14 protein-coding genes are annotated in these 12,067 nt (G+C 65.0%); 8 read left to right on the top strand and 6 right to left on the bottom strand.

The genetic code is table 11. The annotated features are described in order from the left end of the window. The first annotated feature begins 162 nt into the window (after positions 1-162). Positions 163-1,149, top strand: a complete 987-nt coding sequence (locus tag IB267_RS14025; protein WP_043617070.1) for a Gfo/Idh/MocA family protein — start codon at positions 163-165, stop codon at positions 1,147-1,149. 66 nt (positions 1,150-1,215) lie between these two features. On the opposite strand, the gene IB267_RS14020 is transcribed toward IB267_RS14025, so the two are convergent. Then, positions 1,216-1,671 carry a hypothetical protein gene (locus tag IB267_RS14020; RefSeq protein WP_246810630.1) on the bottom strand — a complete coding sequence of 152 codons (456 nt, stop codon included), beginning with the start codon at positions 1,669-1,671 and terminating at the stop codon, positions 1,216-1,218. A 77-nt stretch (positions 1,672-1,748) separates the two neighbouring features. On the opposite strand from IB267_RS14020, the gene IB267_RS14015 reads away from it, so the two are divergent. Continuing rightward, positions 1,749-2,528, top strand: a complete 780-nt coding sequence (locus IB267_RS14015; protein WP_043617066.1) for a helix-turn-helix domain-containing protein — start codon at positions 1,749-1,751, stop codon at positions 2,526-2,528. A 4-nt stretch (positions 2,529-2,532) separates the two neighbouring features. Here IB267_RS14015 and IB267_RS14010 read toward each other — a convergent pair whose 3' ends face one another. From IB267_RS14010 to IB267_RS13995, 4 genes are read right to left on the bottom strand one after another with little or no spacing between them, the layout of a single operon-like run. Continuing rightward, entirely contained in the window at positions 2,533-2,742 is a 210-nt protein-coding gene (locus tag IB267_RS14010) for a hypothetical protein (RefSeq protein WP_043617063.1), read from the bottom strand. 17 nt (positions 2,743-2,759) lie between these two features. Further along, positions 2,760-3,128, bottom strand: a complete 369-nt coding sequence (locus IB267_RS14005) for a transporter (RefSeq protein WP_245281632.1) — start codon at positions 3,126-3,128, stop codon at positions 2,760-2,762. 3 nt (positions 3,129-3,131) lie between these two features. After that, entirely contained in the window at positions 3,132-3,839 is a 708-nt protein-coding gene (locus IB267_RS14000) for a class I SAM-dependent methyltransferase (RefSeq protein ID WP_192448122.1), read from the bottom strand. After that, positions 3,836-4,870, bottom strand: coding sequence for a glycosyltransferase family 2 protein (locus IB267_RS13995; protein WP_192448329.1), 1,035 nt, complete (start codon positions 4,868-4,870; stop codon positions 3,836-3,838). Before IB267_RS13995 ends, IB267_RS14000 begins: the two co-directional genes overlap by 4 nt. 177 nt (positions 4,871-5,047) lie before the next feature. On the opposite strand from IB267_RS13995, the gene IB267_RS13990 reads away from it, so the two are divergent. The 4 genes from IB267_RS13990 (at position 5,048) to IB267_RS13975 (ending at position 9,882) form a co-directional block, all read left to right on the top strand. Next, positions 5,048-6,829 carry a hypothetical protein gene (locus IB267_RS13990; RefSeq protein WP_246810628.1) on the top strand — a complete coding sequence of 594 codons (1,782 nt, stop codon included), beginning with the start codon at positions 5,048-5,050 and terminating at the stop codon, positions 6,827-6,829. 73 nt (positions 6,830-6,902) lie between these two features. Further along, positions 6,903-8,507, top strand: a complete 1,605-nt coding sequence (xseA, locus tag IB267_RS13985) for an exodeoxyribonuclease VII large subunit (RefSeq protein ID WP_192448120.1) — start codon at positions 6,903-6,905, stop codon at positions 8,505-8,507. A gap of 66 nt (positions 8,508-8,573) precedes the next feature. After that, positions 8,574-9,158 (top strand): chloramphenicol phosphotransferase CPT family protein, encoded by a 585-nt coding sequence (locus tag IB267_RS13980; protein WP_192448119.1) that lies wholly within the window; start codon positions 8,574-8,576, stop codon positions 9,156-9,158. Between the two features lie 133 nt (positions 9,159-9,291). Continuing rightward, positions 9,292-9,882, top strand: a complete 591-nt coding sequence (locus tag IB267_RS13975; protein WP_192448118.1) for an NAD(P)H-dependent oxidoreductase — start codon at positions 9,292-9,294, stop codon at positions 9,880-9,882. Positions 9,883-9,888: 6 nt separating this feature from the next. Here IB267_RS13975 and IB267_RS13970 read toward each other — a convergent pair whose 3' ends face one another. Next, positions 9,889-10,371, bottom strand: a complete 483-nt coding sequence (locus IB267_RS13970) for a MarR family winged helix-turn-helix transcriptional regulator (protein ID WP_371742533.1) — start codon at positions 10,369-10,371, stop codon at positions 9,889-9,891. Positions 10,372-10,472: 101 nt separating this feature from the next. Here IB267_RS13970 and IB267_RS13965 point away from each other — a divergent pair, with 101 nt between their 5' ends. Further along, the gene (locus IB267_RS13965) at positions 10,473-11,351 is read left to right on the top strand and encodes an EamA family transporter (RefSeq protein WP_192448116.1); all 879 of its coding nucleotides are present in this window, start codon (positions 10,473-10,475) and stop codon (positions 11,349-11,351) included. A gap of 72 nt (positions 11,352-11,423) precedes the next feature. Next, positions 11,424-12,053, top strand: coding sequence for an RNA polymerase sigma factor (locus IB267_RS13960; protein WP_192448115.1), 630 nt, complete (start codon positions 11,424-11,426; stop codon positions 12,051-12,053). Positions 12,054-12,067: the final 14 nt, after the last annotated feature.

Below are 12,067 nucleotides of genomic sequence, written 5' to 3'. Positions count from 1 at the left end.
ATCGGGCGGATTGCGAGGGAAAGATAGGGCAGAAAGGCTGACATTGTCACCCGCTTTTCGGCAATTTTCTGCACGGTACCCTTCTTCGCCAAACCGCGCTCTGCCGCTTGCTAGGTACGTACCTCGGCGCTAGTCTCTGCCGCCAAATCAGGGAGCCTTGTCATGTTACGTTTCGGAATTCTGTCCACGGCCAGGATCGGCCGCGACCTCGTCGTGCCGGCCATTCAGGACGCGGAGAACGCCGTCGTTTCGGCTGTTGCCAGCCGCGACTTCGCCAAGGCCCGGGCCATGGCCGATCGCTTCTCCGCGCCGCATGCCTTCGGTTCCTACGAAGAGATGCTGGCCTCCGACGTCATCGATGCGGTCTATATTCCGCTGCCGACGGCGCAGCATGTGGAGTGGTCGGTCAAGGCCGCCAATGCCGGCAAGCATGTGCTTTGCGAAAAGCCGATTGCGCTGCGTGCCTCCGAGATCGACCAGCTCATCGCCGCGCGTGACCGCAACGGCGTCGTGATCGCCGAAGCCTTCATGGTCACCTACAGCCCGGTCTGGCGAAAGGTCCGCTCGCTGATCGCCGAGGGCGCGATCGGCCGGCTGCGCCACGTCCAGGGTGCCTTCACCTATTTCAACCGCGACCCCAACAACATGCGCAACATCCCGGCGCTCGGCGGCGGCGGCCTGCCGGATATCGGCGTCTACCCGACGATCACCACCCGCTTCGTCACGGGCAAGGAGCCGGTGCGCGTTCAGGCAAGCACCGATCGCGATCCGGAATTCGGCACGGATATCTATTCGAGCGTGCGCGCCGATTTCGGTGATTTCGAGCTGAGCTTCTACATCTCCACCCAGTTGGCGGCCCGCCAGGTCATGGTCTTCCATGGCGACAAGGGCTTCATCGAGGTGAAGTCGCCCTTCAACGCTGACCGCTATGGCCGCGAGGAAGTGGAACTGACGAACCAGAACCACGCCCAGTCCCAGCTCTTCCGCTTCCAGGACGCGCGGCAGTACAAGCTCCAGGCCGAGGCTTTCGCCCGCGCCGCCAGGGGCGAGGACGAGGAAGTGGTGACGCTGGAAAACTCCCGCCTCAATCAGAAATTCATCGACGCGATCTACCGCGCCAGCGCCAAGGACGGTTGGGAGACCATCTGATCGACGGCAAGGGCCCGCCGGTCTTGCCGGCAGGCCCTTGCCTCTTGATCTCCTGCGACCATCCGGTCAGGCAAGCGCTGCCTGTTCTCGTGCGAGGCCCCGCAGCTTGAAGATCAGAAAGTCGGCGACCGTGATCAGGCCGATGGCGATGAAGCCGATACCTGCGACAGTGAGCAACGGATAGGCCGCGACCAGCAGCGCGACGCTTGCCACCTGCCAGAGGATGTCGCCGGCGATGCTGACGCGTGCCGCCGAAGCGACCGGCCCGCCGTCGCGCGCCGCGGCGAGGTGAAAGATCCCCCAGAAGACCAGCCCGACGCCGAGCATCTTCATCATCGTCGCCGTCGCGGCAGGGCTGAAGAGCGAAGCAAGCGGGGCGGCAAACAGGATCAACACGGCGCCGACGGCAAGAGAGTAGACGCCGTCGGCAAGGAAGGTCTTGTTGAGCAGGCTGCGGTTCGAGAGGTTCATCGTCGGCTCCATCGGTTTGTCGATGGCCGGAGACTGCCGGTTCGGTGTCATTAAACCAATTACCTCTGAGGTAATGGATTTTATGTCCGCCGCGCGCCACTCTCCGGCAAAACGGAGAATCACGACCCATGCAGTTTGGCGAACATCTGAAGGAATGGCGCGGGCACCGCCGCATGAGCCAGCTTGATCTTGCGGTTGCCGCCGGCATCTCGGCGCGCCACCTGTCCTTTCTCGAAACCGGCCGCTCGAAACCGTCGGAGGGCATGATCCTGCGGCTGGCCTCGGTGCTGGAAGTCCCCGCCCGCGACCAGGGCACGCTGTTTTCGGCAGCCGGCTATCGACCGCGCATGGCGACGCGGCCTGCCGCCGGGCTGGACGCCATGCCGCCGGTCGTTGCCAATGCCATCAGGCTGATTCTCGCGCGCCACGATCCCTATCCGGGGCTGGTGCTCGACCACGAATATACGCTGCTTGTCGTCAATCCGGCGCTGGCGAGCCTTGCTGTTGCCGCCGACATTCCGTTCCAGCCCGGAGAGAACTTCCTCGACACGTTTCTTGGCAACGACAATGTGCGCAAGCTGGTCGTCAACTGGGAGGCCGCTGCCGCCGATCTGGTGCAGCGGGTCAGGACCGAAGCCTGGTTGCAAGGTCCGCGCAGCCGTCTCGGCAAACGGCTGGAAAAGGCCGCGTCCAATCCGGCCGTGGCGCGTGCGATCGAGAACCATCCGGACACCGACCGGCTGCCGGTTCTGCCGATCGAGCTCGACATCGGCGGCCTGCGACTAAGCTTCATCACCACGCTTCAGACTTTCGGCTCGACCCAGGATGCGCTGGTCGAGGGCGTGCTGATCGAATCCTTCTTTCCGGCGGACGAGGAGACCAGGGCGTTCTTCGAACGCAAGGGATGACGGGCTACCGGTCGCGCTCGATGCCGATGGCGATTGCGCCGCAAATCATCAGCGCGACGCCCATGTTGTAGGCGCCGATCGCTGCCGCCGCCTGGATCCAGTCGCCGTTTGCGCCGGCCAGCGCCAGCAGCCCCGTGCCGGCAAACAGGCAGGCGCGGGCGGATTTGAGGCCGCATATGGCAATGCCGAGGACGAAAGATGCGGTTACGATCATGAGGCCCGGCTATCCCCTTAGGAGTTGATGATGATCATGCCGCTGATGATCAGCGCGGCGCCGAAGGCGTAGCGCAGCGTCACCGCCTCGCCGAGAAAGACGGCGGCGAGCAGCGGCACGATGCAGAAGGTGAGCGCCATGAAGGAATATGCGATCGTCAGGGGCACCGACTTGATCGTGAAGATCCAGATGATCGTTCCGATGCCATAGACGGCGAGCGCGATCAGCAGGGTCGGGCTGAGGGCCAGGGCCAGAAGCCCCTGGGCACTGGCATTCCCGGTCTTCGCGCTTGTCAGCTTGAAGAGGATCTGCCCGGCCGAGATCAGCACCGGGGTGAAAAACAGCCCGAACCAGACGGTGGGTGCGAGATTGAGGTTCATCGCCATGCCTCACTCCGCCGCGGCAGTTCTGTCTTCGCAATAGAAGATGTCGCGGCCGATATCGACACATGTGTGCGCGGCTGGAACCGGATGCATCGCCCGCAGGAAGGAGTGGGTGTAGGGGAAGAAGTTGAAGTGCGGATTGAAGGTGTAGCGATACTCGCGCTCGCGCGGCACGACGATGATCAGCCGCCGGCGGGTGATCCGGCGAAGCTCGGCGATCGCCTTGCGATAGTCGAGAATGTGCTCGATCACATGCGTGCAGACGACCGTGTCGAATTCACCGTCCGCAAAGGGCAGGTCTTCGATCATCGCGGCGTGGTATTCGATGCCTTCGATCCGGGCTGCATCGTCGATTGCGAAGTCGACGCCGGCGAGGCGCGTGAGGCCAGGTTTGGTCTCCCGGATCTGCTTCAGGAGAACACCGGTGCCGCAACCAACGTCGCAGACGCTGTCGCCGACGACGCTTGCCGCGATCTTGCGCACGCAGGCTTCGGAGTTATCCGTTCCCTCGTGCACCCGGGGATGCTGCCGGTAGAGGTCCTCGTACTCGTTCGCCGACAGGAACGGCGCCCGTGCGCGAAAGTCGGCGAGATGCGCGATGTGCTTGCCCCAGGCGAGGCTCGCCATGCCCTTGAACAGGCGCGAATCTCTGAGGATCGGTGGAATGACGTCTTCGATCAGGAAGCGGATGCGATTGGTCGTTTCCCGGTTCATCCGCGGCGCTCCCGCACAATGCGTGGTGCCGACTGCAATCCGGCCTCCTGGATGTCGACGCTCTCGGCCGGCATGGCCCGCGAAGGGGTTGCGATGTAGTGCAGCCGGAGCTGCTCGGTGCGGGCGCGCGAGACCGAATCGAGGATCAGGCCTGCCGTGAACGTGATGATCGACATCATCAGCATGGCCAGCGCAAAGACCCAGGTGGGCATGCGCGGCACGAGCCCGGTCGCGAAATATTCGAGCAGGACGGGCATCATGAAGCCGATGCTCGTCGCAAAGAAGGCCATGGCGATCACGCCGAAGAACGTGAAGGGCCGCGTTTCCTTCATGAGCATCGCGAAGGTCCAGAGGATCTTGGCGCCGTCCTTGTAGGTCGACAGCTTGGAATGGGACCCTTCCGGGCGCCGGCCATAGTCCAGTTCAAGTTCCGCGACCGGCAACTTGAGACGCGAGGCATGGACCGACATCTCCGTCTCGATTTCGAAGCCGTTGGAAATGGCCGGGAAGCTCTTGGCAAAGCGCCGCGAGAGCACGCGGTAACCGGAGAAGATGTCGTTGAAATCCGTGCCGAAAATTTCCCGATAGAGAATGTTGAAGAGCCTGTTGCCGAAGGCGTGGCCCTGCCGGCCGGCGTCGTCGTGGACCCCGCGACGCGTTCCGACGACCATGTCGGCGCGCTCGGTGATCAGGGTGCGGATCAGATCTTCCGCATCGGTCGGGCAATAGGTGCTGTCGCCGTCCGCCATGACGTAGATGTCAGCGTCGATATCGGCGAGCATGCGCCGCACCACGTGCCCCTTGCCCTGCCGGCGCTCGCGCACGACGGTCGCGCCGGCGAGCATCGCCTTCAGCGCGGTGCCGTCGGTCGAGTTGTTGTCATAGACGAAGATGCGTGCCGTCGGCAGTGCCGTCTGGAAACCCTGGACCACCTGTCCGATGGTCGACGCTTCGTTGTAGCAAGGCAGGAGAACGGCGATGTTGAAGCGGTCGAACATCAGGGTGGCTCGGTTGCTGTTGGATCGCGCCATCATAGGATCAGGGTGTTAACAAGGTGCCAAGGTGCGCCGCGCGGGGCGGTCCAAGCGGCATGCGCCGCTGCCGTGCGCTTTACGCTTTCTTGATCGCAGGGGCGTAAGCTCCGCGCGATCAAGAGGGGGCGGAGACGTATGTCGGGCGGCACGGCAGCACTACCGGAAATGGCGGCGATGCCCAGGCAGCGACGGTTCTCGTCGAACCTCCTATGGATGGGGCTCGCCTATGGCGTGCCCACGGTTCTTTTCCTCGTCATCCAGTTCATGCGGGCACCGGATTATCTCGGCCGCGACAATGACGATGCCATGCGCCTGGTCGAGGTGCGCGACCTCCTTGCCGGCCAGAGCTGGTTCGACCTGACGCAGCCCCGCCTGGGGCTCGAGGGTGGGACGCTGATGCACTGGTCGCGCCTGATCGACCTGCCGATCGCCGGGCTGATGTTCATGTTCCGGCCCTTTGTCGGCGTGGCGCAGGCGGAAGTCCTGGCGCTGGCGATCTGGCCGATGGCGCTCGCGGTCGCGCTGCTGGCGGTGATGGGGCTCGCCGGACGTCGGGCGGGCGGCACGGCCGCCATGCATTTCTGCCTGGGGCTGACTGCGATCTACATCGCCACGTCGAACCGCTTCCTCGGGGGCGCGATCGACCACCACAATGTACAACTGGTGCTGGCCGCGGTCATGGTGGCCATGCTCGTCGATCGCCGGTATCGTGCCCTGAACTATGCGCTTGCCGGGGTGGCGGCGGCCATCGCGATCGCCGTCGGTGCGGAAACCACGCCCTTCGTGGCCGTCGTCTGCGCCATCGTTGCCTGCCAATGGCTCTGGGCCGGCCAACCGGCCGCCCGCGCGACCGTCGCATTCGGCCTGTCGCTGGCAACGGGCCTCAGCGTCATCTTCTTTTCGACCGTGCCGCCGCGCCTCTATTTCGTCGCGACCTGCGACAATCTCTCGATCGCCTTCTACTCGCTGGCGCTGACCGGCGGCGTCCTCCTGGCGCTCGCGGCCGTCACGGTCAGCCACCGCGCGCCGGCGCTGCGCCTCGGCGCGCTCGCTCTCTGCGGTCTCGGCGTTGTCGCGGTCGCCCTGGCGGTGGCGCCGGAATGCGTCGGCAATCCGCTGGCCGGTCTCGATCCGTTGCTCGTCGAGCTCTGGCTCGACCAGGTCTCCGAAGCCCGTTCCGTCGCGCTGATCGCGGCGCAGGAGCCGACCAATATCGGCGCTTACTATTTCACCGGCGCCTTTGCCTCGGCCATCTGCGTCTGGCGCATCTGGCGTCGCGACCGGGTCGATCTCCATCTCGTGCTCCTGGCCCTGGTGTTTTCGAGCCTGGCGATCGCGCTTGTCCAGGTCCGCGGCATGGCATTCTCCAACCTGCTCGCCATCGTGCCGATGGCGCTGCTGCTGGCCGATCTGCGCGCGCGGTCGGGCGGCGGAACGGCTGGGTCCCGCGCCTCCCTTCTCTATGTCGGCGCGCTGCTCGTTTCCGTTCCGGCGACGTGGGCCATTGCCGGAACGCTTGCGGAAAAGGGGATCAACGGGTTTGCTGCGGCAGAAAGAGCGGTCACCAACGGCGAGGCGTGCCTGAGCGACGTCGCACTTGCCGATATTGAGCGGCTTGCGCCGTCGCTGGTCGTCGGGCCGTCGGATATCGGCGCGACGCTGCTTCGCCGCACGGAACACCGCGTGCTCAGTGCCCCCTATCATCGCAATGCCGCCGGCATGCTCCGCGAATTGAAGATCGGCCTGGCCGAGCCTGAAGTCGCAGCCGTCCTGTTGCATCAGCTCGGCCAGCCCGTGCTCGCCTTCTGCGCCGTCGACGTGCAAACGCAGATCATAGCTGCCCGCGCCCCCGATGGTCTCTATGCCGACCTCGCCGCCGGGCGCGTGCCGGCGTTTCTGACGCCGCTGCCGGTGTCGGAAGGCTCACCCATCCGGCTCTACACGCTGTCGCCTTGAGCGCCACGCCCCTGGCGCGTGGAAAGCGTGAGGGATGTGCTGGCCTTCGGCGAAGGGTGCGGTAAAAGAGGCAATGGCCTCTTTCTTCGACAACGATTCTCCGAGCAACCTCACCGAATATTCGGTGTCCGAGCTTTCGGGCTCGATCAAGCGAACGGTCGAACAGACCTTCGACCAGGTGCGCGTGCGCGGCGAGATCTCGGGCTATCGCGGCCCGCATTCCTCGGGCCACGCCTATTTCGCGCTCAAGGACGACCGCGCGCGCATCGACGCGGTGATCTGGAAGGGCACCTTCTCGCGGCTGCGCTTCCGTCCGGAAGAGGGCATGGAGGTGATCGCGACCGGCAAGGTCACGACCTTCCCCGGCTCGTCGAAGTATCAGATCGTCATCGAGACGATGGAGCCCGCCGGCGCCGGCGCGCTGATGGCGCTGCTCGAAGAGCGCAAGCGCAAGCTCGCCGCCGAAGGGCTGTTCGACGCCAATCGCAAGAGGCCGTTGCCCTATATGCCCAAGGTGATCGGCGTCGTGACGTCGCCGACCGGCGCCGTCATCCGCGATATCCTGCACCGCATTGCCGATCGCTTTCCCGTCCATGTCGTCGTCTGGCCGGTTCGGGTGCAGGGCGATGGCTCGGGTGACGAGGTGGCAGCGGCGATCCGCGGCTTCAACGCGGTCGAGCCCGGCGGGCCGATTGCGCGGCCGGATGTGCTGATCGTTGCGCGTGGTGGCGGTAGCCTCGAAGACCTCTGGGGCTTCAACGACGAGGCCGTCGTGCGCGCAGCCGCCGCCTCCGAGATCCCATTGATTTCTGCCGTCGGCCACGAGACCGACTGGACGCTGATCGACTATGCCGCCGACCAGCGCGCGCCAACGCCGACGGGTGCTGCCGAAATGGCAGTGCCGGTCAGGGCCGATCTCGAAGCCGGTCTCTCTGGCCTGTCGGCCCGCCTCAAGTCGGCCGTCGGCCGCCAGATGGACAATCGCCGCCAGTCGGTGCGGGCGCTCGCACGGGCGCTGCCGTCGCTCGACCAGTTGCTGGCGTTGCCGCGCCGCCGCTTCGACGAGGCCGCCCTCGGGCTCGGGCGCGGCCTCACGATGAACACAGCCAACAAGCGGCGCCAGTTCGAGCGCGCCTCGGCCGAGTTGCGTGCCGATCTTCTCAAGGGCAAGCTTTCCGAGCGCCGCCAGCGCCTGGTCGACGCCATGAACAAGGCCGACCGCATCGTCGAGCGGCAAGTACATCGCGGCGAGGCGCGGGTTTCGGCGGCCGACGCTGCATTGCGCGCCTTGCCTTCGCGCCTCATCGGCCAGATCCATCGGGCATCCGATCGCGTCGCCGGCCTTGCGGCCCGGTCCGATGCGGCCGTGCGGGCCGACGTGCGCCGCCTGCGCAGCGTCATCGTCGCCCAGGACCGCATCCTGCAGTCGCTTTCCTATCGCAACGTCCTGCAGCGCGGCTTTGCGCTGGTGCGTGACGCCGAAGGCGGGCCGGTGCGCCAGGCTGCATCCGTCTCGGTTGGCATGACGCTCAGCCTGGAGTTCGCCGACGGTCGCGTTTCGGCGATTGCCGGCGAAGGCGAGGGCGAGCCGGCTTCCCCGCCGACTGTGCCGCGCAAGAAGCAGACAAAACCTGCAGAGGCGGCGGGGGACCCGCCGAAACAGGGCAACCTGTTCTAGCGCGTCATCCCGCTGTCATGGCGACGGCGTAACGCCAGCGTTCCCACGACAGCGACGGAGCCCGGCATGGTCGAGCGAGCCAAGATTATCTTCATCCACGGGGCCTCCAGCAGCGGAAAATCGACGTTGGCGCGGGCGGTCCAGGCGCAGATGGGCGAGCCGTTCTGGCATGTCTCGATCGACCATCTTCGCGATTCGGGAACGGTGCCGATGGAACGGTTCCGCCGCGGCGATTTTTGCTGGAAGGAACATCGAGCGCGCTTCTTCGACGGGTTCCACCGCTCGCTGGTCGCCTATGCGTCAGCCGGCAACAATCTCCTGCTGGAGCACATTCTCGAGGAGCCCGGCTGGGCGTCCGAGCTCGCGGTGATGTTTCAGCCGTTCGACGTGTTTTTTGTCGCGCTTCACTGTGAACTCGACGAACTGGTCCGGCGCGTACGGCTTCGCGCCGACCGGCCGATTGGCAGCGCCGCGGATGATTTTCACCGCATTCACTTCGGACAACGTTACGATCTGGAGCTCGGTCCGGGGCAGGCCGCCGAGGACCAAGCCGCGCAGTTGATTTCCGCCTGGTCGGTGCGCCGCGCGCCCTCCGCCTTCGACGCACTGGCGCTGGAGGCGCGGGCAGGATCTGGAGGATCTCAGGTCTAAGAACAGTGAGCCGGCTATCATTCTTCGGTGCCGCTCGTCGCTCGCGAAAAACGGCATTGTATTCGGTTGATTTTTCAGCTCATTTTCCCGGCTACGGATCTTGATTCCAGATCGATATGTTAGGGAACGCCGGATGCGCATCCTGCTCGTGCTTGCTCACCCGCTCGAAGACAGTTTTGCCGCAAGCGTAGCGCGTCAGGCGCGCGCCGCCTTGGAGGCGAACGGTCATTCGGTCGACTTGCTCGACCTCTATCGCGAGGATTTCGATCCGCGCCTCACCGTTGCCGAGCGCGGCAGCTACTTCACCGACGCCTATGATCGCTCAAGCACGGCAGATTGGATCGCGCGGCTGCAGGCGGCCGACGGGCTGGTGCTCGTCTTTCCGCAGTGGTGGTTCAATTTTCCGGCGATCCTGAAGGGCTTCTTCGATCGCGTCTTTGCGCCGGGTGTCGCCTTCGACAACGACCCGGCCGGCGGCCGCATCATTCCGCGGCTCAACAATATCAAGCTCTTCTGGGCGCTGACGACGACCGGCTCGCCCTGGTGGGTGGTGCATCTCTATATGGGCAATCCGGTGAAGCGGCTGTTGAAGCGCGGCATCGCCGCCTTCTGCGCCAAGGGGCTGAACTTCCGCATGCTGGCGCTGCACGACATGGACCGGGCGACCGACGCCAAGCGCAAGGCGCATCTGGAGCGCGTCCGCCGGCTTGCCTCAAGTCTATGATCGCGGCTACTCGAACGTCGCGAGATATTTGCGCAGCAGTGCGTTGAGCACCACGCGTTCCTCGGGCGAGAGCGCGGAAACCACGCGATGCTGGTTGGCCACATGCGCGGTCGCGGCTTCGTCGACACGGCGCAAGCCTTCTTCCGTCAAGGCGATGATCACGCCCCGCCTGTCCTCGGGATTGGCGATCCGTTCGACGAGCCCCGCCTTTTCCAACTGATCGATGCGGTTCGTCATGGTGCCGGAACTGACCATGGTCGTATCGAGAAGTTCTCCGGGCGAAAGCCGATAGGGCGGCCCGGACCGACGAAGCGTCGCAAGCACGTCGAAGCTCGACGCATTCAACCCGCGTTCGGAAAACGACTTTTCGATTTCACGGGCGATATGTGTCGAGACCCGTGAGAGCCGGCCAAGCAGGCCCATGGCCGAAACGTCAAGGTCCGGCCGCTCCCGGTGCCATTGGGCCAAAATCCTGTCGACGCGATCCATCAATACCCCCATACATTTATCTCAGCATAGAGTATCTTGACTTAGAGATAAACCGCGTTATCCTCAATTTATCTTGATATAGAGATTCTTGAGGTAAAGATATGAGCTCGAAACGCACCGTCGACCTTGCCTTGACCGCGCTGGCACCTGCCATTTGGGGCAGCACCTACCTCGTCACCACGCAGTTCCTGCCGTCCGGCTATCCGCTGACGGTCGCCATGCTACGGGCGCTTCCGGCCGGGCTGCTCCTGCTGCTCATCGTCCGGCGGTTGCCGGAAGGCATCTGGTGGCCACGCACCTTCGTGCTCGGCGCACTCAACTTTTCCTTCTTCTGGGCGATGCTCTTCGTTTCGGCTTACAGGTTGCCGGGCGGCGTCGCCGCCACGGTGGGTGCCGTACAGCCGCTGATCGTCATCCTCCTGTCGCGCGTCTTCCTGGGCTCGCCGATCCGTCTGCTCAGCGTCGTCGCCGGCCTTGCGGGCATCGCCGGCGTTGCCCTACTGGTGCTCACGCCCGGCGCCGCGCTCGATCCGCTCGGGGTGCTCGCCGGTCTCGCCGGCGCGGTCTCTATGGCCTTCGGCACGGTGCTCAGCCGCCACTGGGCGCCGCCGGTGCCGCCGCTCACCTTCACCGCCTGGCAATTGGCGGCCGGTGGCCTCATGCTCGTGCCGGTGGCGCTGTTCTTCGAGCCGTCGCTGCCGCCGCTGACGACGGCCAACGTCCTCGGTCTTGCCTATCTCGGCCTGATCGGCGCCGCCTTCACCTATCTGCTCTGGTTCCGCGGCCTCTCGCGCCTCGAGCCTTCTGCCGTGTCGCCGCTCGGTTTCTTGAGCCCCGTCGTCGCCATCCTGCTCGGCTGGGGCGTGCTCGGAGAGCAGCTGACACCGGTCCAGGCGCTCGGCATCCTCGTCGTCTTCCTCAGCGTCTGGCTCAGCCAGCGCGCGCAACTCGCCCCGAAGGTGCGACCGGCGCGGGCCTGAAAGCGGGCTTGCAACCACAGGGCATGCGCTTCACATTGCCGGGACCTCAATTCCCAGGAAGCGCATGCCGCAATGACCGAGCAACTGACGCCGGCGCACTATTTTGATCTCCTCCGTTTCGCCAGGCGCCAGACGCGCCGCGCAGCAGAAGCGGAGGATTTGCTGCATGAGGCGCTGATCGTGGCGCTCAAAGCAGGGCGCTTTCCGACCGGCAGCGATCGCGCCTGGTTCTGCGGCGTTCTCCGCAAGCTCGCGGCGATGCAGGCGCGTACTGCCGCTCGCCGACTTCGCCGGGAGCAGCAGCTTGATATCCCAGAAGCGGAAGACGCCAGTTCCGCCGATCCGCTCGCCTTCGCCGCCACGCTTTCCCCCAGTCTCAGGATCGTGATGCTGCTTGCGATCGCCGGCCACAATCGCCTCGAAATCCGTCACCTCCTTGGCATTTCCGATGAAGCGCTGCGCCAGCGCATCCTGATGCTGCGCCGGGCCTGGCGTGATGCCGGCCATGTCGAGACCAGTCTGGAGTTGACCGGGCTTCGTTATCCGCTCGAAAGCGGCCGCATCCGCCAGGCGTTGCTGCCGATCACGCGGAGCGGACGCGCCGCCTTTGCCAGCCACGATCCTGATGGACATCTCTTTGCGATCAATTTTTCGCCGCGCGCGTCTCACGAAACGGCAACCGGCGGCAACAAGCCGGCGTAACAAGCACAAGGGAA

Origin of the sequence: Ensifer sp. ENS09, from assembly GCF_014852425.1 — a bacterium.
Lineage (GTDB): Bacteria > Pseudomonadota > Alphaproteobacteria > Rhizobiales > Rhizobiaceae > Ensifer.
Note: the sequence above shows the minus strand (reverse complement) of the source record. Positions and strands in the feature narration are given on the sequence as shown.

Excerpts from the sequence above, each read along its gene's own strand:
- IB267_RS13965 (WP_192448116.1), top strand. The coding sequence starts at position 10,473 with ATGAGCTCGAAACGCACCGTCGACCTTGCCTTGACCGCGCTGGCACCT.
- xseA (WP_192448120.1), top strand. The coding sequence starts at position 6,903 with ATGGCCTCTTTCTTCGACAACGATTCTCCGAGCAACCTCACCGAATAT.
- IB267_RS13980 (WP_192448119.1), top strand. The coding sequence starts at position 8,574 with ATGGTCGAGCGAGCCAAGATTATCTTCATCCACGGGGCCTCCAGCAGC.
- IB267_RS14000 (WP_192448122.1), bottom strand. The coding sequence starts at position 3,839 with ATGAACCGGGAAACGACCAATCGCATCCGCTTCCTGATCGAAGACGTC.
- IB267_RS13960 (WP_192448115.1), top strand. The coding sequence starts at position 11,424 with ATGACCGAGCAACTGACGCCGGCGCACTATTTTGATCTCCTCCGTTTC.
- IB267_RS14020 (WP_246810630.1), bottom strand. The coding sequence starts at position 1,671 with ATGACACCGAACCGGCAGTCTCCGGCCATCGACAAACCGATGGAGCCG.
- IB267_RS14015 (WP_043617066.1), top strand. The coding sequence starts at position 1,749 with ATGCAGTTTGGCGAACATCTGAAGGAATGGCGCGGGCACCGCCGCATG.
- IB267_RS13970 (WP_371742533.1), bottom strand. The coding sequence starts at position 10,371 with ATGGATCGCGTCGACAGGATTTTGGCCCAATGGCACCGGGAGCGGCCG.
- IB267_RS13975 (WP_192448118.1), top strand. The coding sequence starts at position 9,292 with ATGCGCATCCTGCTCGTGCTTGCTCACCCGCTCGAAGACAGTTTTGCC.
- IB267_RS14005 (WP_245281632.1), bottom strand. The coding sequence starts at position 3,128 with ATGGCGATGAACCTCAATCTCGCACCCACCGTCTGGTTCGGGCTGTTT.
- IB267_RS13990 (WP_246810628.1), top strand. The coding sequence starts at position 5,048 with ATGCCCAGGCAGCGACGGTTCTCGTCGAACCTCCTATGGATGGGGCTC.
- IB267_RS14025 (WP_043617070.1), top strand. The coding sequence starts at position 163 with ATGTTACGTTTCGGAATTCTGTCCACGGCCAGGATCGGCCGCGACCTC.
- IB267_RS14010 (WP_043617063.1), bottom strand. The coding sequence starts at position 2,742 with ATGATCGTAACCGCATCTTTCGTCCTCGGCATTGCCATATGCGGCCTC.
- IB267_RS13995 (WP_192448329.1), bottom strand. The coding sequence starts at position 4,870 with ATGGCGCGATCCAACAGCAACCGAGCCACCCTGATGTTCGACCGCTTC.